The following is a 20,868-nucleotide window of genomic DNA, read 5'->3' as shown; positions in this document are numbered from 1 at the left end:
GGAGGTGTAAGTTTTAATGGCAAGATATACTGGATCAGTATGCAGACTTTGCAGAAGAGAAGGCTTAAAATTATTCCTTAAAGGGGATAGATGTTATACAGATAAGTGTGCATTTTCAAGAAGAGGATATGCACCAGGACAACATGGTCAAAGAAGAAAAAAAGTATCAAACTATGGTTTACAATTGAGAGAAAAGCAGAAGGCTAAGAGAATATATGGACTATTAGAAGGACAATTTAGAAAATACTATGAAACAGCTGATAGGAAAAAGGGAATAACAGGTGAAAATTTGTTAGTTTTACTTGAAACAAGACTTGACAATGTAATTTATAGATTAGGATATGGACAGTCAAGAGCAGAAGCTAGACAATTGGTAACTCATGGCCATTTTTTAGTTAATGGAAGAAAAGTGGATATACCTTCTTTTAAGGTATCAGTTAATGATAATATAACTGTAAGTGATAAAAGCAAGTCATCAGAGAAATTTAAAACTTTTGCAGAAAACCCAAAAACTTTACCAAGTTGGTTAGAAGGAAATGTAGAAAATTTTCAAGCAAAAGTTCTTAGACAGCCAACAAGAGAGGATATAGATGTTCCTGTTAACGAAACATTAATCGTAGAGTTATACAGCAAGTAGTTAATATAGAATCAGTTGCCCTCAGAATACATTATTAGATAAATAGAAGGAGGGTTATATTCATGTTAGAAATAGAAAAACCCAAAATAGAATGTGTTGAAACTAGTGAAGATGGTAACTATGGAAAGTTTGTAGTGGAGCCCCTTGAAAGAGGCTATGGTATTACTCTTGGTAATGCACTTAGAAGGATTCTTCTTTCTTCCCTTCCAGGAGTTGCTGCTAATCATATAAAAATAGATGGTGTACTTCATGAATTTTCAACTATTCGTGGAGTAAAAGAGGATGTTGCAGAGCTAATTCTAAATATAAAAGAATTAGCTTTAAAGATGAATGGAGAAGGTCCTAAAACTATATATATAGATGCACAAGGACCAGGAGAAGTTGTTGCAGGAGACATAAAAACAGATGGTGATGTTGAAATAATTAATAAAGACTTACATATAGCTACCTTAGATGATGATGGCAAACTCTATATGGAGATTGCAGTCAACGGAGGAAGAGGATATGTTTCTCAAAGAAAGAATAAGTCTGAAGACATGCCAATAGGTACTATTCCTGTAGATTCAATATATACTCCTATTAAAAGAGTTAATTTTGCTGTAGAGAATACAAGAGTTGGTCAAATAACTGATTATGATAAATTATCATTAGAAGTATGGACTAATGGAACTATATTACCAGATGAAGCTGTAAGTTTATCAGCTAAAATTCTCATAGAACATTTCAAACTATTTATGACTCTTACTGATCATGCTAATAATGTAGAAATAATGGTTGAAAAGGAAGAGGATAAAAAGGAAAAAGTTCTTGAGATGACAATAGAAGAATTAGACCTTTCAGTGAGAAGTTATAATTGTCTAAAGAGGGCTGGAATAAATACAGTTCAAGAGTTAACAGAAAGAACAATGGATGATATGATGAAGGTAAGAAATTTAGGTAAAAAATCCTTAGAAGAAGTTGAGCAAAAGCTTGATGCCTTAGGATTATCATTAAAGCAAAGTGAAGAATAGAATTTGTTAAAATAACGAACGGATAAACTTATTACCTACAGTAAGGAGGGATATAAATGGCACAGTATCGTAAATTAGGACGTCCATCTGACCAAAGAAGAGCAATGCTTAGAAGTCTTGTTACTAACTTTTTGAAGCATGGTAAAATACAAACAACTGTAACTAGAGCAAAGGAAACAAGAAGTTTAGCAGAAAAGATGATTACTCTTGCAAAGAGAGGAGATCTTCATGCTAGAAGACAGGTACTTTCTTTTGTAACTGAAGAAGAAGTTGTAAAAAATTTATTTACAGATATAGCTCCTAAATATGCTGAAAGAAATGGTGGATACACTAGAATGTATAAAATGGGTCCAAGAAGAGGCGATGGAGCCGAATTAGTTATACTAGAGTTAGTATAAAATTAAGGGGATTAAGTAAAGACTAGCTTAATCCCTGTTTTTCTATAAAATGCTGTTTCAATTTTGTTGCTCATCAAATTAGTGAGGTGTTTCTATGGAAAAAGATATGATATTATGTGATAATGTAAGCTATAAATATAAGGACAATGATAATGGAAATGAAAAATTAGCTGTAGATCATGTGAATTTTCAAGTAAAAAAGGGAGAATTCCTTGTAGTGCTTGGAAGAAATGGATCTGGAAAATCTACTATGGCTAAACATATAAATGCTCTTTTAGTTCCAACTGATGGAAAAGTATATGTAGAAGATATAGATACTTCAGATGAAAAAAATACCTGGAAGATAAGAAATAAGGCAGGAATGGTTTTTCAAAATCCAGATAACCAAATAGTTGCTACTATAGTAGAAGAAGATGTTGCTTTTGGACCAGAAAACCTAGGAGTTCCATCAGAAGAAATAAGAGCAAGAGTTGATGAGTGTTTAAAAAGAGTAAATATGTATGAATATAGGAGACATGCACCTCATTTACTTTCAGGTGGACAAAAGCAAAGGGTAGCTATAGCGGGAGTACTTGCTATGAGACCTGATTGTATAATATTTGATGAATCAACTGCAATGCTTGATCCGTCTGGTAGGCGTGAAGTAATGAGTACAATAAAAGATATAAACAGCAAGTACAATATGACAGTAATTCTAATTACACATTATATGGAAGAAGCAGTAGAAGCAGATAGAATAATTGTTATGGATGAAGGTAAAATTATAATGGAAGGATCTCCTAGAAACATATTTAGTCAGGTATCTAAGATGAAAAAAATAGGACTTGATGTACCTCAAATGACAGAATTAGCCTATGAACTTAAGAATAGTGGTGTAGATATTAAACCTGATATATTAACTATAGATGAGATGGTGAATGAATTATGCCGATTAAAATAGAAAATTTAACTCATATATATATGAAAGGTTCACCCTTTGAAAAAAAAGCACTAGATGATATAAATATTGAAATAGAAGATGGAGAATTTGTTGCTTTGATAGGGCACACTGGTTCTGGAAAATCAACACTTATTCAACATATAAATGGACTCTTAAAGCCAAGTTCAGGCAAGATAATAGTAGACGGAGTAGATATTACTGATAAAAAAATAAATTTGAATTTTATAAGAAAAAAAGTAGGGCTCGTATTTCAATATCCTGAATATCAGTTATTTGAGGAAACTATAGAAAAAGACATTGCTTTTGGTCCCAAAAATTTGGGATTGAGTGATGATGATATAAATAAAAGAGTAAAGAGAGCCATGAATATGGTGGGGTTAAAATATGAAGATTACAAAGATAAATCTCCTTTTGAATTAAGCGGAGGACAAAAGAGGAGAGTTGCTATAGCAGGAGTGGTTGCTATGGAACCTAAAGTACTCATATTAGATGAACCAACAGCAGGTCTTGATCCCAAGGGAAGAGATGACATCTTTTCAGAAATAAAAAATTTACATAGAGAATACAATATGACTATAATATTTGTATCTCACAGTATGGAAGATGTAGCTAAGCTGGCTGGTAGAATAATTGTAATGCATCAGGGAAAATGCATACTTGATGGCCCTCCTGAAAAAGTTTTTAATGAGGTTGACACTTTGGAAAGTGTAGGACTTGCAGTACCTCAAGTAACATATATGGTAAAAAAGCTTAGGGAAAAGGGTATAAATATATCAAAAGATGTATTTACAGTAAAGCAGGCAAAAGAAGAAATACTTAAGATATTAAATAAAAGTTAGGAGAGCTAGTAAATGATTAAAGATATTACAATAGGTCAATATGTACCTGGGAATTCTTTTGTTCATAAGTTGGATCCGAGAGTTAAGATATTGATATCTTTAATATATATTGTAGATTTATTTATAGTAAACAGCTTTAAAGGCTATATATTTATAGTATTATTCACTATAATTTCAATACTTATATCTAAGATACAGTTTTCATATATTTATAAAGGACTTAAGCCAATATTCATATTAGTTATTATAACTGCAGTGTTAAATATATTTATGACAACAGGAGTTAATCCACCTTTATTTAAGTGGAAGTTTTTAGTTGTCTACAAAGAAGGATTAGTTATGGCTGCATTTATGGCAGTTAGACTTGTATTTTTAATTATAGGAACCTCATTACTAACATTAACTACATCTCCTATTGAACTCACAGATGCAATAGAAAAACTTTTAAATCCAATGAAAAAAATAGGGGTACCTGCTCATGAATTGGCTATGATTATGACTATAGCACTTAGATTTATACCAACATTAATGGATGAAACAGATAAAATAATGAAAGCTCAAATGGCAAGAGGAGCGGATTTTCAATCTGGAAACATAATTCAGAGAGCTAAGAATCTTATCCCAATCCTTGTGCCACTTTTTATAAGTTCTTTTAGGCGTGCAGATGAACTAGCAATGGCGATGGAAGCTAGATGTTACACAGGTGGAGAAGGTAGGACTAGAATGAAACAGCTTAAGTTAACTAATAAAGACTTTACGGCATCAGTGTGTGTTTTTGCATTGGTGTGTGTGTCCATATTCAGTAGAGTATGGTGGCATTAATGAAGAATGTAATGCTTACAATAGAATATGATGGTACAAATTATTCGGGATGGCAGAGACAGAATAATGCTATGACAATTCAGCAAAGATTAGAGGAAGCTATTAAAAAAATTACAGGGAATTTTTCTGAAGTTATAGGTGCAAGCAGAACTGATGCAGGAGTTCATGCGAGAGGATTTGTATGCAACTTTTTTACTAATAGTAAAATGCCAAGTCCTAATTTTAAAATGGCGTTAAATGGAGTATTACCTAAAGATATAGTTGTATTAAACGCCAGAGAAGTTGATAATAGTTTTCATTCTAGGTATCACAGCTTAGGTAAAAAATATGTTTATACAATAGTAACGGGAAATAATAGGCCTGTTATTGGAAGACAATATGTTTATTACTTTAGGAGAAAATTGGATATTGATAAAATGAAAAATGCATGTAAGTACTTTATAGGTACTCATGATTTTTCTGCTTTTAAGAAAAAAGGAAGTTCTGCTAAATCTTCTGTTAGAACAGTGAAAGAGTTAACTATTGCACAAGAAGACAATTTGATTAAATTTAGTATAGTTGGAGATGGATTCTTGTACAATATGGTAAGGATAATAGTAGGCACTTTGTTAGAAGTAGGGTTAGGAAGGTTTACACCGGAATATGTGAAAGACATCTTAGACTCTAAGGATAGGTCAAAAGCCGGGAAGCCTGTACCAGCCTTAGGCCTTTGTTTGGAAAAAATATTTTACTAGATTGACACACCAGGCACATTGTATTATAATATAAATTGTTTGTATTTTGGATATAAAGGACCCACCAGCCCCGGGTCTTTATATAGAGAATCGTTTATGAAAATTTAGAAGTTTCTTTTTATAGATTAGAAGAAACTAGAATAAGAGAGGAGTTGAAAACCGTTAGTTGTATAACGGGAAAGCCATGAAATCATATATAGCAAAACCTGAACAAATTGAAAGAAAATGGTACATTGTTGATGCTGCAGGAAAGCCCCTTGGAAGAGTAGCAAGTCAAATTGCTTCAATATTAAGAGGTAAAAATAAACCAATATATACACCACATGTTGATACAGGAGATTTTGTAATAGTAATAAATGCAGAAAAAGTAGTTTTAACTGGTAAAAAATTAGATCAAAAGATGTTGAGACATCATTCTTTATATCCAGGTGGATTAAAGGAAATTTCTTATAGAGATGCTTTAGCAAAGAAACCAGAATTTGTATTCCAGGAAGCTGTAAGAAGAATGCTTCCAGATGGTCCACTAGGAAGACAAATGTTCAAAAAGTTAAAAGTATACAGAGGTGCTGAGCACAATCATGAAGCTCAAAAGCCAGAAGTATTAGAATTAAAATATTAGGTTAGAGCTGGAGGGAGGATAAAAAATGGCTAAGGTTCAGTATTTTGGAACAGGAAGAAGAAAAAAGTCAATAGCAAGAGTTAGACTTGTACCTGGAGAAGGTAAAGTAACTATAAATAAGAGAGATATGGATGATTACTTTGGATTGGATACTTTAAAGGTTATAGTTAACCAACCATTGGAATTGACTTCAACTAAAGGAAAGTTTAATGTACTTGTAAATGTTCATGGAGGAGGATTTACAGGTCAGGCTGGAGCTATAAGACATGGAATATCAAGAGCTCTCTTAAAAGCAGATGAAAATTTAAGACCGGAACTTAAAAAAGCTGGTTTCTTAACAAGAGATCCAAGAATGAAAGAAAGAAAGAAATATGGTCTTAAAAAAGCAAGAAGAGCTCCACAATTTTCAAAGAGATAATGTCAGAGTTCAAAATAGCTTATACATACAAAATTTGTGTATGTATAAGCTATTTTTTTATTATTGAAAATAATTTAATAACTTTTTATGTTTTGGGTAAATATATATTAAGGCTCTAAATAATTATAAGGAGTGAGTGTATATTGAACATAAAAAAAGCAAGAGTTATATTGTTGATATTGGCAATATGTAGCATAAATATGGTATGTCCATTTCTAGTATTAGGTAATGAAAATGTTACTAAAGAAAGTAGTACTATACTTATAGATCCTGGTCATGGAGGGATAGATAGTGGAGCAATATCAAAAGATGGAATAATGGAAAAGGAAATAAATTTAAAAATAAGTAATAAACTTAAGGACAAGTTACTAAAAGAGAAGTTTAAAGTTGTTATGACTAGAGAAAAAGATGAGGGTCTGTATACAGATGATGGTAGAATAAGAAAAAAGAAAGTTGAAGATTTAAATAATAGGTGTGAATTGAAAAAAAGTACAAAGTGTAATATGTTTATAAGTATACACTTAAATATGTTCCCTCAGACTAAATACTATGGAGCCCAGGTGTGGTACTCTAAAAATGATAATAGTAAAAAGTTAGCTTATATTCTTCAAAAAAATTTAGTTAATGATCTTGACAAGAACAATAATAGAAAAGAAAAAGCAGCAAAAAATTCTTATAAGGTACTTAGATGTGAAGATACTAGGCCTTCTGTGTTGATAGAATGTGGATTCCTATCTAATGCCCAGGAAAAAAGTAAATTGGTTACGGATGAGTATCAGAGTAAAATAGCAGATTCTATAGCTAGATCAGTGAAAGAATATTATTCTTCTAATTAAATATCAACTAAAATAAAGTAGATTTTGTGATAAGAGCAAAGTCTACTTTATTTTTGCCAAATTAGAAGTAATTTTCATTTTGACAAATATACTGTCAAAATGAGTTTTATTTCTAAAATAAAAGTGAACAGTGTACTGAAAAAATCATAAAAATACTATTGTCATAATGATTTCTCATTATGACAATAGTATTTTTATAGTATGCTCATATGCCTTATATAGTGTAGGATTTATTGTTGGTATAATTATTGCTTGTTTATGAGGTTAGTTAATAAAATGACTAAAGGAGAGGAATTACATTTAATGAATAAATTAAATTGTCATATTTAAAATATATTAATATTTTTTATAGGAGGAAATAAAGTATGAAAACAATTATAGGTATATGTGCAGATTATTGCTATGGGTTGGATGAAATTTATAATGGTCTTGGTAGTAAGTTGAACTGGCAAATTGCAGCAAATGATTTTGTTAAGGTAGTAGAAGAAGTCGGAGGAGTTCCTTTAATTATTCCTGTATTCACCAATAGGGGTAACATTGAAAATGCTATAGATATTGTAGATGGCGTAATTTTTGCAGGAGGAGCTGATATTGAACCAAAGTATTATGGAGAAGAAATAGGACCTGAAATAGGAGAAGTTATTCCAGAAAGGGATGCACAGGAGCTATATTTGGCAAAAAAAATTATTAATAAAAGTAATGTTCCTATTTTGGGTGTTTGTAGGGGATATCAACTATTAAATGTCGCTTGTGGGGGAACACTTTATCAGGATTTGTGCCAAGTTTCATCGAACTTAAAAAACAATTCTACTATAAATCATTCTGTAATAGGTTCGCCAAAGTATAATACTGTACACAAAGTTTTAGTTAATGAAAAGAGCAAATTGCATAAAATTTTAAATAGAAATACACTAGAAGTAAATTCCTATCATCATCAAGCAATAAAAGATGTTGCTAGTATTTTTAATGTTGCTGCAATGTCACCAGATGGAGTAGTAGAGGCTATTGAAATGAAAGAAGATAGGTTTATATTAGGAACGCAATGGCATCCTGAAATGTTAGAAGAAAAACATGGTGAACAGCTCCTTATTTTTAAGGCATTTATAGAGGCATGTAGAAAAAATAAGGTTTCTAGAAAAGGTAAGGTTACTATAGCCTAATTGTATATTTTATGCATAAAGTATATTTAAGTATAATTATGTAGTTTTAACTATATTTAAGTATAAACTATATTTATGATATATTGTTAATCATTATGGTGGAAAGTTCTTAGTTATTACTATGGTATGCTAATTAATATCAAACAACATACAGTTTTAGTCAGGATAGTGAAATAATATGTATAGTTCAATGTATGAGATAAGAGAATTTATACAAAATTTAATAGAGACAACGAGTTCAGTTATTGAATTTGATATCTATGTTGTAGACAGCCATTTAGTAAGAGTTGCAGCAAGCGGATTATTCAAAAAATCGATTGGTCAAGCTCTTCCTAAGGGATGTGCCAATGACTATGTTATTAAAAATGGTAAACCTCTAGTTATTGACAGCCCCAATGGAAGTGACATTTGTAAAACTTGCCCCATTAGTGCATATGGGAAGTGCTTTAATGAATATTCCATATATTATCCTATAAAAAATGATGTAAAGTGTATAGGAGCTATTACTATTTTATCTCTTACACCAAAGCTTAAAGAAAAACAAATTAAAATGAGAGATAAGCTGAGTATATTTGCTAAAAAATTAGGAGAAACCATTTTAATTAAAATAAAAGAAAAAGAGACAAAAGATAGGTTATTGACAGTTTTAAATTCTATAAGTGAGGGTGTTGTATTAACTGATTCTTCAGGGAATATACTTATTTATAACAGTGTTATGAAGGGAATGTTAAAAAATGAGAAAAATATTCAGAATATTTTCTCGGAAAATTATTTTGAATATGTTATGAAAGATGCAAAAGAATATGATAAGGAATTTGAGGTAGTTTTAAAATATCCAATTCCTAATAATAGAATGTTTTTAAGCGTAAAGTTTATTAATAACAGTAATGAAAAAATAGATATTCTCTTTGTATTTAAGAAAAAGAAAGAATTAGGAAATATAGCTTATAAACTTTTAGCAGATGCTTCACATTTGAATATAAACTTTGACAGCATAAAGGGAAATAGCAAACTTATCAATGAGGCTAAAAGCCTTGCTACAAAAGCTGCAGGATGTGAATCTAACATTTTAATTTTAGGTGAGAGTGGTACAGGAAAAGAAGTATTTGCTAGGGCAATTTGTAAGATGAGTAGAAGAAAAAATGAACCTTTTATAGCAATAAACTGTGCCGCTATACCTGAAAACCTTCTCGAAAGCGAACTCTTTGGATATGAAAAGGGTGCGTTTACAGGAGCTAATAAGGGAGGAAAACCGGGTAAATTTGAACTTGCCAATGGTGGAACCATTTTTCTTGATGAAGTTGGAGATTTGTCTTTGCATTTACAACCTAAATTACTTAGAGTTATTGAACGGGGTGAATTAGAAAGGGTTGGAGGTGTAAAATCAATAAGATTAGATGTAAGAATAATTGCAGCAACCAATAAAGACCTTGAAGAGATGATGAAAAATGGTGAATTTAGAGAAGATCTTTTCTACAGATTATGTGTAATACCGATAATGATACCACCTCTTAGAAAACGTCCTGAGGATATCATATTGTTAGCTGAATATTTCCTGGGGAAATATAACGAAAAATTTAAAAAAAATATTGTTAGTATATCAGAAGAAGTAAAAAAACATTTACTATTATATAATTGGCCGGGAAATGTAAGAGAATTAGAAAATGTTATCGAATACTCAGTTAATATGGCCAGTACTAATATATTGATGCCAGATTGTATTCCAGCAAAGCTTAACAATAATCTAAACAGTAATAAAGAAAATAATCAGTTTAGTAGTTTGAAACTAATGAGAAAAAATTCTATTAAAGAGTTATTACTTAAATATGGTAATACCTTTTTAGCAAAACAAAAGATTGCAAAAGAGTTAGGAATAAGTGTGTCTACATTATATAGAGATATAAGAAGATATGACTTATAAATATAAAAATAAAGGGAGGATTTTACATGGGCAATGAAAATTCTGGTTTACATGAAGATCTCAATCGTGGATTGGAAGAAAGGCATATTCAGTTAATAGCACTGGGTGGTGCCATTGGAGTTGGACTATTTCTAGGATCTGCAAGTACTATTAATATGGCAGGGCCTTCAATTCTACTGGATTATGCCATAGGTGGAATGATTTTATTTTTTATCATGCGAGCACTTGGTGAAATGTCAGTGGAACAGCCGCTTGCAGGTTCTTTTAGTGCTTATGCTAATGAGTATATAGGACCACTTGCGGGTTATTTAACAGGATGGACTTATTGGTTGAATTGGATTTCATGTTGTATGGCAGAAATTACGGCTATTGGTATTTACATAAATTTTTGGTTTCCATCAGTTCCAAGGTGGGTATCTGCTTTTGTAGCACTTGCTTTAATGATAACTATAAACTTAATTAATGTAAAAGCTTATGGAGAATTTGAATTTTGGTTTGCAATTATAAAAGTTGTTGCTATTATTGCCATGATAATTTTAGGTTTAATTGTGGTATTTACTGGGATAGGAAATGGAGGAAAGATAGTAGGATTTAAAAATTTATGGAGTAATGGAGGATTTTTTCCCAATGGAATAAAAGGTTTACTAAAAGCACTTCCACTAGTTACTTTTGCTTTCTTCGCAACTGAACTTATAGGAATTACGGCAGGAGAAGCAAAAAATCCTGAAAAAACCATACCGTCAGCCATTAATAAGGTTTTTTGGAGAATTTGCATATTTTATATTGGATCATTAACAGTAATTATGTCACTTTATCCTTGGGATAAAATAGGAACAATGGGAAGTCCTTTTGTTTTAACATTTAATAAAATAGGAATTAAAGCTGCAGCTGGAATTATAAATTTTGTTGTACTTACTGCAGCACTATCTTCATGTAATAGTGGTATTTATACGACAGGACGTATGGTATACAATTTATCTCTTCAAGGTGGGGCACCTAAAATATTTAGCAAGCTTAGTAGTACAAAAGTACCTAAAAATGCAATATTAGGTTCTGCAGCATGTATGCTTATAGGTGTTATACTTAATTATTTTCTTCCAGCACGAGTATTTACATATATTGCATCTGTTGCAACTTTTGCAGGACTTTTTGCCTGGTTTATGATTGTACTTGGACAAATGAAATTTAGAAAGACTCTTACACATGAACAAATAAGAAAATTAAAATTTCCAGCTAAAGGGTATCCTTATGTAAGTTATATTAGTTTAGCATATCTAGTATTTGTATTTATAATGATGGCATTTAACCCAGATACTGTAATAGCAGTTGTGTTAGGACCTATTTGGATAGCAGGTTTAATTATCTGTTATTATGTATTTGGCATTAATAAAAATGTAACTAAAAAAAAGAATAGTGTTGTTAAGGAAAATCATAATTAAATAAAAAATTTAGCATATCTATATTGGAAAAAATTTTGTTCCCCAATATTTACAATAAAATAACCCTTATAGGGAGATAATTTTAAGAATTGCATAGGGATATGCAATTCTTAAAGGGGAATTGTTCAGATATCTTATTTTAGGATACATTTCTCAAAATTGGACTTTAAGGTTGGGCCAAGTAAAATTGGACTAATTAATGGTAGCCATCCTTGAATTTAGACTAATTGAAGAAGGAGTTTGTTTAGTCTCTAATCCTTTAAAAACACATTTTGAAAACAATTTCATAAGAATTTTCTGAAAATTGAAAGTTTACAAAAAGCTATTGATTTTAATCCTGCATTATGGTACCCTTTAGGTAAAGTAATGGATTAATCCATTAATCCAATAATTTGAGGTGATTGCCATAAACATTAAAATAAATAAAGATAGTGGAGTACCATTATATTTACAAGTAAAAAGCCAAATAATGGATTTAGTTAAAAGTAACCTCATTAAGGTAGGCGAAAAAATGCCTACAGAAAGAGAATTATCTGAAAAACTTAATGTAAGTAGAAATACTATAAGCACAGCTTATAATGAATTGGAACAGGATGGCGTTTTAAAATCTTACCAGGGACGAGGAACTTTTGTAGCAGAAGAAGCAAATCCTTGGAAAGTTCAAAATACAAAGGAAAAAATAACAAAGTTTATAGATCTTGCGTTTGAAGAAGCTATTGAATCGGGTATAGATCCAGATGTATTTTTAGAAATTGTCACTCAAAGAATAAGGGAAAAGAAAGAACTTATAAGTAAAATTAGTGCAGTATATGTGGAATGTAACATAGAGCAATCTAGAATGTTTAGTAAACAGCTTATGGAAAGCACAGACATGAATATAGTGCCTTTTACCCTTGATGACATAAGGAATATAAGCAGCGAGACTAGGGAGATTATAGAAAAAAGCCAAGTTATAATAGCAACTTTTAACCATGTGAATGAAGTAATTAAACTAACGGAAGGATTACACAAAGAAGTAATAGGTGTAGCCATAAATGTAGATTTGGCAACAATAGTTAAGATTGCTAGATATCCTAGTAATACTAAATTTGCTTTTGTATGTATTTCTAAGGAGTTTATGTTTAAAGCAAGAGGAGCACTTGAAAGAGCAGGGCTTGGGGATATTGATATTCAGTTTACTAATACTTTTAATGATCAGGAACTTGAAAGAGTTATAAATAATGTAGATATATTGATAGTTTCACCAGGAAGATATAAAGATGTTGAGTCACATAATGTGGACAAGAAGCATATAATGAGATTTTTATATAATCTGGATGATAATTCAATTAAAGATTTAAAATCGAAAATAGTTGAACTCAATCAAAATAATTAAACTAGAGTATGCAAATTGACATTTAATAAGATTGAAAATAAATAATATTATTTATTTTTTAATATATGATTAATATATGCTAATAAAGATTTTAATTAATTGGTATTTATGCAATTTGGAGGTGTTTTATAATGAAAACCATAGTTTTAGGGGTAATTGGATCTGATTGTCATGCAGTTGGAAATAAAATATTAGATCATGCCATTACAGAAGCTGGATTTAACGTAATAAATATAGGAGTTCTTTCACCACAAGAAGATTTTATAAATGCTGCAATTGAAACTAAAGCAGATGCTATTTTAGTATCATCACTTTATGGACATGGAGAAATGGACTGCAGGGGACTTAGAGAAAAATGTGATGAATCAGGTCTTAAAGGTATACTAATTTATGCAGGCGGAAATTTAGTAGTTGGAAAACAAAAGTGGGAAGATGTATATAATAAGTTTAAGAGTATGGGATTTGATAGAATATATCCACCAGGAACATTACCTGAAGTTACAATTAATGATTTGAAAAAAGATTTAAATGTATAAAAGTAATCTAATTATTGAATCCTCTTTATGAGAACAGAGGTGGTTAATTATGAAAGGATATTTGCTTATAGATTTTGGAAGTACCTATACAAAGTTGACAGCTGTAGATATAGAAAATGAAGTGATTTTAGGCACAGCTAAAGCTATAACTACAGTGGAAGATGACATAATGATAGGTTTTAACAAAGCCTATGCAGAATTACAAAGTAAATTAAAAGATAAAAAAGTTGATTTTGTAAAAAAACTAGCATGCTCGTCTGCTGCAGGTGGACTAAAAATGGTTGCTATAGGCCTTGTACCAGAGCTTACTGCTGAAGCTGCTAAAAGAGCAGCACTTGGTGCTGGAGCAAGAGTTATGCATGTTTATAGTTATGATTTGAGTTCAAAAGAAATGGAAGAGATAAAAAATTCAAAGCCAGACATGATACTTTTAGCCGGTGGAACAGATGGTGGAAATAAAGAGTGCATAATTGGCAATGCTAAATTGCTAGCTAAAAGTGGAATGGACATTCCTATAGTTGTAGCAGGAAATAAAGTAGCAGAAGATGAAATATCAAAAATATTAGAAGATGCAGGAATGTTTTATAAAGTAGCTGAAAATGTAATGCCTAAGCTAAATACTTTGAATGTTGAACCAGCTAGGGAAGAAATAAGAAAAATATTCATGGAAAAAATAGTTGAAGCCAAAGGTATGAAAAATGCTGAAAACTATATAAATGGCATCCTTATGCCTACACCAGCTGCTGTATTGAAAGCTGCTAAAACTTTGAGCCTTGGAAGTGATAAAGAAGAGGGTATAGGTGATTTAGTAGTAGTGGATATAGGTGGAGCTACTACGGATGTACATTCTTTGGCTGACGGAGAGCCTACAAAACCAGCAGTGACTTTAAGAGGATTACAGGAGCCTTTTGCAAAGAGAACTGTAGAAGGAGATCTGGGAATGAGATATTCCGCAGTGTCCTTGTGGGAAGCTGCCAGTACTAAACGGGTACTCAAATATTTAGATGATAAAAGCATAGATATAGAGGCTGGCTGTAAATATAGAAGTGAAAATATAAAAATGATTCCTGATAATGAAAGAGATATAAAATTTGATGAAGCAATGGCAAAGGTAGCTACGGAAATGGCTATGGAAAGACATGTTGGAGTTTTAACTAGTGTGTATACCCCTTGTGGAGTTGTATATTCTCAGATAGGAAAAGATCTTTTGAATACCAAATACCTCATAGGAACAGGTGGAGTATTGGTTCATAGTGAGAATCCTGAAGAAATATTAAAAGCGGGAATTTTTACTACAGAAGATCCTATGCATTTGAAGCCAAAGAATCCAGAGTATTTAATAGATAGAAGTTATATATTATCTGCTATGGGACTGCTTTCAGAAGAGTATCCGGATATAGCAGTTAGAATAATGAAAAAATATTTAGTTAACACTAAAAAAATATGTTGTATAACAAAATAGAAAATATAAGGGGGTAAAGATATGGAACTTAAAAATAAAAAATGGTCAGAAGAACAATTTTTTAAAGTTAGAGAAGAAGTTTTAAGTCAATGGCCAACAGGTAAGGAAGTTGATCTTAAGGAAGCAGTAGATTATTTAAAGAAATTGCCTGAGCATAAAAGCTTCCCTAAAAAGTTAATAAAGGCAAAAGAACAGGGAATTACTTTAGCTCAACCAAGAGCTGGAGTTGCACTTATAGATGATCATATTAAATTATTAAAACATTTACAAGATGAAGGAGGAGCTGATCTCCTTCCAACAACTATAGATAGTTATACGAGACAAAATAGATATGATGAATGTGAAGTAGGTATAAAAGAAAGTAAATCTCAGGGAAGGTCACTTTTAAATGGATTCCCAGGAGTAAATCACGGAGTCAAGGGATGCAGACAAGTAGTAGAAGCATTGGATTTACCAGTACAGGCTAGACATGGTACTCCAGATTCAAGACTTTTAGCAGAAATAATTCATGCAGGTGGATTTACTTCAAATGAAGGAGGATGTATATCCTATAATGTGCCTTATGCAAAGAATGTTTCAATAGCTAAGTCACTTGTAGATTGGCAGTATTGTGATAGATTAGTTGGGTTCTATGAAGAAAATGGAGTATCCATAAATAGAGAACCGTTTGGACCGCTTACAGGAACATTAGTACCACCAAGTACTTCAAATGCAGTAGCTATAATAGAGGGGTTACTTGCAGCAGAACAGGGTGTTAAGAATATAACTGTAGGATATGGTGAGTGTGGTAATGTAATTCAGGATGTAGCAGCTATGAAAGCATTAGAGCAGCAGATAGATGAATATTTGAAAAAGTACGGATACAATGATGTTTATATAACTACAGTATTTCATCAGTGGATGGGAGGATTCCCTGCAGATGAAGCAAAAGCTTTTGGAGTTATATCTACAGGAGCGGCTACAGCAGCCCTTGCAGGAGCAACAAAAGTTATAGTTAAGACACCTCATGAAGCTATAGGAATCCCTACCAAAGAAGCTAATGCAGCAGGAATAAAAGCTACAAAAATGGCTTTAAATATGTTAAGTGGACAGAGACTTCCTATGTCAAAAGATCTGGAAGATGAAATATCAGTAATTAAAGCAGAAGTAAAATGCATATTGGATAAAGTATTTGAACTTGGAAAGGGAGATTTAGCTGTAGGAACAGTAAAAGCATTTGAAACTGGAGTTATAGATGTACCATTTGCACCAAGTAAATATAATGCAGGCAAGATGATGCCAGCAAGAGATAATACAGGAGCAGTTAGATATTTGCACTTTGGAAATGTTCCTTTTAGTCAGGAATTAAAAGACTTTAATCAGAGAAAGTTACAGGAAAGAGGAAAATTTGAAAATAGAGAAGTAAGCTTTCAAATGACTATAGATGATATATTTGCAGTTGGACAGGGAGTACTTATAGGAAGACCAAAAGAAAAATAATTAAAAAACAGTTTAATTTTCAAGGAGGACTTAAAATGAAAATAGTTGACGTAATTTGCTCAGAAGGAAAAACAGGATTTTATTTTGATGATCAGAGAGCTATAAAAAAAGGAGCTAAACATAATGGATTTACTTATGTGGGCGAACCTGTAACAGATGGATTTGCTAAAGTTAGACAGGCAGGAGAAGCTATATCCGTAATGCTAGTACTAGAAGATGGACAGGTAGCTTATGGTGATTGTGCTGCTGTTCAATATTCAGGTGCAGGTGGAAGAGATCCATTATTTTTAGCTAAAGATTTTATACCAGTTATAGAAAAGGAAATAGCTCCCAAATTAATAGGAAGAGAATTAAACGAGTTTAAGTCATTAGCAGAAGAATTTGATAGTATGAAGGTAAATGGTAAGAGACTTCATACAGCTATAAGATATGGTATAACACAAGCTATATTAGATGCTGTAGCAAAATCAAAGAAAATAACAATGGCAGAAGTTATAAGAAATGAATATAATCCAAAAGGTGAAATAAAGAGAGTTCCAATATTTACACAATCCGGTGATGATAGATATGATAATGTAGACAAGATGATAATAAAAGGTGCAGATGTTATGCCACATGCCCTTATAAACAATGTAGAAGAAAAACTTGGAATGCATGGAGAAAAACTTTTAGAATATGTTAAGTGGCTTAGAAATAGAGTAATAGAACTTAGAACTTCTAAAGATTACAGCCCAATATTCCACATTGATGTATATGGAACTATAGGTATTGCCTTTAAATATGATACAAAAGCTATGGCTGACTATATAGCTTCACTTGCAGAAGCAGCAAATCCATTCCATTTGAGAATTGAAGGACCAATGGATGTAGAAGATAGACAAAAACAGATGGAAGCTCTAAGGGATTTGAGAGCAGAGATAGATAGTAGAAAAATAGATGCAGAATTAGTAGCAGATGAATGGTGTAATACAGTAGATGATGTTAAATTCTTTACAGATAATAAAGCAGGTCATATGGTTCAAATAAAAACTCCGGATTTAGGTGGAGTTAACAATATAGCTGATGCTATCATGTATTGTAAAGATCATGATATGGGAGCTTATTGTGGAGGAACTTGTAATGAAACAAACAGATCCGCAGAAGTTACAACTAACATAGGAATGGCTTGCGGTGCAAAACAAGTTCTTGCAAAACCAGGTATGGGTGTAGATGAAGGATATATGATAGTTAATAATGAAATGAATAGAGTAGTTGCATTAGTAAATAGAAGAAAATAGAAAATATATGAAAAGGCGGTTTTTTAAACTGCCTTTTCATATATACTTTATTGGACCTAAAATATGTTTTATTAACTTTTAGATATATTTTAGTAATTAAAAATTAGTATACGTAAAACGAGTTGATTTTTTGCTTTAAAACCTTATATAATGAGCTTGTTATACATTAAAAATACAATTAAGGAGAATGGTGTTAAATTATGAGAGAAGTAGATGTATCCACTATAACTAAAGCTGTTAGAAATCTCTGTATAGATGCCAATTATTATCTTTCGGAGGATGTTAAGAAAAAGATAAAAGAATGTGAAGAGGACGAAAAATGGCCTACTGCAAAAGACATTTTAGGTAAAATACTTGAAAATATAGATATATCTAAAAATGAAGATGTGCCTATGTGTCAAGATACAGGAATGGCTTGTGTATTTATAACAATTGGCCAGGATGTTCATATAGTAGGAGGAAGTTTAGAAGACGCAATAAATAAGGGAGTAGGCCAGGGGTATGTAGAAGGGTATTTAAGAAAATCTGTAGTCTCTGATCCTATAAATAGAGTTAATACTAAGGACAATACTCCTGCAGTAATATATTATGAAATAGTTCCAGGAGATAAACTTAACATAAAAGTGGCTCCTAAAGGATTTGGATCAGAAAATATGAGTCAGATAAAAATGCTTAAACCAGCAGATGGTCTTAAGGGTGTTAAAGATTTTGTAATAAAAGTAGTAAAGGACGCAGGACCAAATCCATGTCCTCCTATGGTTGTAGGAGTAGGTATAGGAGGAACTTTTGACAAGGCTGCAAATCTTGCAAAGAAAGCTCTTGTAAGACCATTATCTGAAAGAAATAAAAATAAGTTTTATTCAGATTTAGAAAATGAACTTTTAGACAAAATAAATCTCCTTGGTATAGGACCTCAAGGACTAGGGGGAAAGACTACAGCTCTTGCAGTAAATATAGAAACTTATCCTACCCATATAGCAGGATTACCTGTAGCCGTAAATATAAATTGTCACGTTACAAGACATAAGGAAATAGAATTGTAATATTAAATTTCAAGTTGAAATTCAGAGAGGAGTTGAAAAGCCGTTTTATTTAACGGCATGTATATGGAAAAAAAGATAACTACTCCGTTAACGGAAGAAAAGGTTAAAACTTTAAAAGCAGGGGATAGTGTTTTAATATCAGGGACAATATATACTGCTAGAGATGCTGCTCATAAGAGATTAGTTGAATTATTAGATGAAGGTAAATCACTTCCTATAAATGTAAAAGATGAAATAATATATTACGCAGGACCAAGTCCTGCAAAACCAGGCCATGTAATAGGTTCAGCAGGACCAACAAGTAGTTATAGAATGGATCCATTTGCACCAAGACTGCTTGATATAGGTTTAAAGGGAATGATAGGAAAAGGCCTTCGTTCAAAAGAAGTTATAGAATCCATGAAGAAAAATAAAGCTGTTTACTTTGCTGCAATAGGCGGGGCTGCAGCACTTGTAGCAAAATCCATAAAGAAAGCAGAAGTAGTAGCTTATGAAGATTTGGATTCTGAAGCTATAAGAAAATTAGAAGTAAAAGACTTACCTGTAATTGTAGTAATAGATTCAGAGGGCAATAATTTATATGAATCAGGACGAAAAGAGTACTTGGACTCTGTGGACCAGTCTAAGTAGGATTCATTGATAGATTTTAGAAGCAAACAATTGATGTGGATTATGTTGCAATTATGCAGGATAATCCATATTTTAAGGAGGTAGCATTTTATGAAAATAAATAAACCAGCAAAGGCAGGCACTCTTGAGTCAAATGATATACTCATTATGGTAATGCCAAATGACAAGGATGGTATAGAACTTGAACTTGAGAGTGTAGTTATGAAACAATTTGGAAAACAAATAAAAAAGACCATATTAGATAAAGTAAATGAACTGGGAGTAAAAAGTGCAGTGATAAAAGCTCAGGACAAGGGAGCACTGGACTATACTATTAAAGCAAGAGTTGAAACAGCTTTGAGAAGAGCATTATAGAGAGGTGATTGTAATGAAAAAATTGAGAAGAACAATGCTTTTTATGCCAGGAAACAATCCAGGTATGCTTCAAAATGCACCTATACTTGGAGCAGATTCTGTCATACTTGATTTGGAAGATGCAGTAAGTCTTACAGAAAAAGATAGTGCAAGATTGCTTGTAAAAGAAGCCATTTGCAATGTAGATTATTCTAAGGTAGAACTTGTAGTTAGGGTAAATCCTTTAGATACAGAATATGGACCAAAGGATATAGATACTATAGCTAGAGTTAAACCTGATTCGCTAATGATTCCAAAGGCAACTGAAAAACAATTAGAAGAAATAGATAAAATATTAACTGGCATAGAGGAAGAAGAATCATTTGAAAAAGGTTCAATAAAATTAATACCTATAGTTGAAACTGCTTATGGACTTGAAAACGTATATAACATAATAAACTCATCAAAAAGAGTGGCAGCTGTACTCTTAGGAGCAGAGGATTTGACTTCTGATTTTGGAATAAAGAGAACAAAGGAAGGTCAGGAAATATTCTACGCAAGAAATAGAGTTTCTACAGCTTGTAGGGCAGCTAGGGTAGATGCTATAGATACACCATTTACAGATACAAATGATTATGAAGGATTGAAAAAAGATACAACAACAGCGAAAAAGTTAGGATTTACAGGAAAGGCAGCTATAAATCCAAGGCAAATTGACAGTATACATGAAGTATTTGCACCTGCAAAAGAAGAAATAGACCATGCTGTTAGAGTGCTAAAAGCAAGAGATGAAGCACAACAAAAAGGACTTGGAGTATTTTCGTTAGATGGGAAAATGGTAGATGCCCCAGTAATAAGCAGAGCAGTAACTACTGTAGAACTAGCAAAATTACTTGGATTTATCTGATGCCAAAAATTCTGTTTATTTAATTAGATAAATTGAGAATAATAAGTAGAAAT

At 31.9% G+C, this 20,868-nt stretch carries 22 protein-coding genes; all 22 read left to right on the top strand.

The genetic code is table 11. From position 1 onward, the window contains the following. Positions 1 to 16 precede the first annotated feature (16 nt). The 22 genes from rpsD (at position 17) to CLJU_RS19980 (ending at position 20,815) form a co-directional block, all read left to right on the top strand. Positions 17 to 637, top strand: coding sequence for a 30S ribosomal protein S4 (rpsD, locus tag CLJU_RS20085; RefSeq protein WP_013240667.1), 621 nt, complete (start codon positions 17 to 19; stop codon positions 635 to 637). Positions 638 to 699: 62 nt separating this feature from the next. Next, positions 700 to 1,647, top strand: coding sequence for a DNA-directed RNA polymerase subunit alpha (locus CLJU_RS20080; protein WP_013240666.1), 948 nt, complete (start codon positions 700 to 702; stop codon positions 1,645 to 1,647). A gap of 56 nt (positions 1,648 to 1,703) precedes the next feature. Then, on the top strand, positions 1,704 to 2,045 hold the full coding sequence (rplQ, locus tag CLJU_RS20075; RefSeq protein ID WP_013240665.1) for a 50S ribosomal protein L17: 342 nt from the start codon (positions 1,704 to 1,706) through the stop codon (positions 2,043 to 2,045). Between the two features lie 94 nt (positions 2,046 to 2,139). Further along, a complete protein-coding gene (locus tag CLJU_RS20070) occupies positions 2,140 to 2,985 on the top strand; it encodes an energy-coupling factor transporter ATPase (protein WP_013240664.1) in 846 nt (281 codons plus the stop codon). Next, complete coding sequence (locus tag CLJU_RS20065; protein WP_013240663.1) at positions 2,970 to 3,824, top strand: energy-coupling factor transporter ATPase; 855 nt, start codon at positions 2,970 to 2,972, stop codon at positions 3,822 to 3,824. Before CLJU_RS20070 ends, CLJU_RS20065 begins: the two co-directional genes overlap by 16 nt. Positions 3,825 to 3,836: 12 nt before the next feature. Further along, positions 3,837 to 4,646 carry an energy-coupling factor transporter transmembrane component T family protein gene (locus CLJU_RS20060; RefSeq protein WP_013240662.1) on the top strand — a complete coding sequence of 270 codons (810 nt, stop codon included), beginning with the start codon at positions 3,837 to 3,839 and terminating at the stop codon, positions 4,644 to 4,646. After that, positions 4,646 to 5,380, top strand: a complete 735-nt coding sequence (gene truA, locus CLJU_RS20055) for a tRNA pseudouridine(38-40) synthase TruA (RefSeq protein ID WP_013240661.1) — start codon at positions 4,646 to 4,648, stop codon at positions 5,378 to 5,380. The genes CLJU_RS20060 and truA overlap by 1 nt, the downstream gene beginning before the upstream one ends. Before the next feature lie 184 nt (positions 5,381 to 5,564). After that, positions 5,565 to 5,999: a 50S ribosomal protein L13 gene (rplM, locus tag CLJU_RS20050; RefSeq protein WP_013240660.1), complete on the top strand. Its 435-nt coding sequence runs from the start codon at positions 5,565 to 5,567 to the stop codon at positions 5,997 to 5,999. Positions 6,000 to 6,024: 25 nt separating this feature from the next. Further along, positions 6,025 to 6,417, top strand: a complete 393-nt coding sequence (gene rpsI / locus CLJU_RS20045) for a 30S ribosomal protein S9 (RefSeq protein ID WP_013240659.1) — start codon at positions 6,025 to 6,027, stop codon at positions 6,415 to 6,417. A 200-nt stretch (positions 6,418 to 6,617) separates the two neighbouring features. Next, the gene (gene cwlD, locus CLJU_RS20040; RefSeq protein ID WP_081442111.1) at positions 6,618 to 7,253 is read left to right on the top strand and encodes an N-acetylmuramoyl-L-alanine amidase CwlD; all 636 of its coding nucleotides are present in this window, start codon (positions 6,618 to 6,620) and stop codon (positions 7,251 to 7,253) included. Between the two features lie 365 nt (positions 7,254 to 7,618). Further along, positions 7,619 to 8,413, top strand: coding sequence for a gamma-glutamyl-gamma-aminobutyrate hydrolase family protein (locus CLJU_RS20035; RefSeq protein ID WP_013240657.1), 795 nt, complete (start codon positions 7,619 to 7,621; stop codon positions 8,411 to 8,413). 178 nt (positions 8,414 to 8,591) lie between these two features. Continuing rightward, positions 8,592 to 10,334: a sigma-54 interaction domain-containing protein gene (locus tag CLJU_RS20030; RefSeq protein WP_013240656.1), complete on the top strand. Its 1,743-nt coding sequence runs from the start codon at positions 8,592 to 8,594 to the stop codon at positions 10,332 to 10,334. A 26-nt stretch (positions 10,335 to 10,360) separates the two neighbouring features. Then, positions 10,361 to 11,773: an amino acid permease gene (locus CLJU_RS20025; protein WP_013240655.1), complete on the top strand. Its 1,413-nt coding sequence runs from the start codon at positions 10,361 to 10,363 to the stop codon at positions 11,771 to 11,773. A 397-nt stretch (positions 11,774 to 12,170) separates the two neighbouring features. Further along, a complete protein-coding gene (locus CLJU_RS20020) occupies positions 12,171 to 13,148 on the top strand; it encodes a GntR family transcriptional regulator (RefSeq protein WP_013240654.1) in 978 nt (325 codons plus the stop codon). Between the two features lie 131 nt (positions 13,149 to 13,279). After that, entirely contained in the window at positions 13,280 to 13,684 is a 405-nt protein-coding gene (gene glmS / locus CLJU_RS20015) for a methylaspartate mutase subunit S (protein WP_013240653.1), read from the top strand. 49 nt (positions 13,685 to 13,733) lie between these two features. Further along, on the top strand, positions 13,734 to 15,146 hold the full coding sequence (gene glmL / locus CLJU_RS20010) for a methylaspartate mutase accessory protein GlmL (protein WP_013240652.1): 1,413 nt from the start codon (positions 13,734 to 13,736) through the stop codon (positions 15,144 to 15,146). 21 nt (positions 15,147 to 15,167) lie between these two features. After that, positions 15,168 to 16,625, top strand: coding sequence for a methylaspartate mutase subunit E (locus CLJU_RS20005; RefSeq protein WP_013240651.1), 1,458 nt, complete (start codon positions 15,168 to 15,170; stop codon positions 16,623 to 16,625). Between the two features lie 35 nt (positions 16,626 to 16,660). After that, positions 16,661 to 17,902, top strand: a complete 1,242-nt coding sequence (locus tag CLJU_RS20000) for a methylaspartate ammonia-lyase (protein WP_013240650.1) — start codon at positions 16,661 to 16,663, stop codon at positions 17,900 to 17,902. A gap of 200 nt (positions 17,903 to 18,102) precedes the next feature. Further along, on the top strand, positions 18,103 to 18,945 hold the full coding sequence (locus CLJU_RS19995) for a fumarate hydratase (protein WP_013240649.1): 843 nt from the start codon (positions 18,103 to 18,105) through the stop codon (positions 18,943 to 18,945). A 63-nt stretch (positions 18,946 to 19,008) separates the two neighbouring features. Continuing rightward, entirely contained in the window at positions 19,009 to 19,575 is a 567-nt protein-coding gene (locus CLJU_RS19990; RefSeq protein ID WP_013240648.1) for a Fe-S-containing hydro-lyase, read from the top strand. Between the two features lie 90 nt (positions 19,576 to 19,665). Continuing rightward, a complete protein-coding gene (gene citD, locus CLJU_RS19985) occupies positions 19,666 to 19,929 on the top strand; it encodes a citrate lyase acyl carrier protein (protein ID WP_013240647.1) in 264 nt (87 codons plus the stop codon). 13 nt (positions 19,930 to 19,942) lie between these two features. Next, positions 19,943 to 20,815, top strand: coding sequence for an HpcH/HpaI aldolase/citrate lyase family protein (locus CLJU_RS19980; RefSeq protein WP_013240646.1), 873 nt, complete (start codon positions 19,943 to 19,945; stop codon positions 20,813 to 20,815). Positions 20,816 to 20,868: the final 53 nt, after the last annotated feature.

The organism is Clostridium ljungdahlii DSM 13528 (genome assembly GCF_000143685.1).
GTDB classification, from domain to species: Bacteria; Bacillota; Clostridia; order Clostridiales; family Clostridiaceae; genus Clostridium_B; species Clostridium_B ljungdahlii.
The sequence above is the reverse complement of the archived record's forward strand: the minus strand, read 5'-3'. Positions and strand labels throughout refer to the sequence as shown.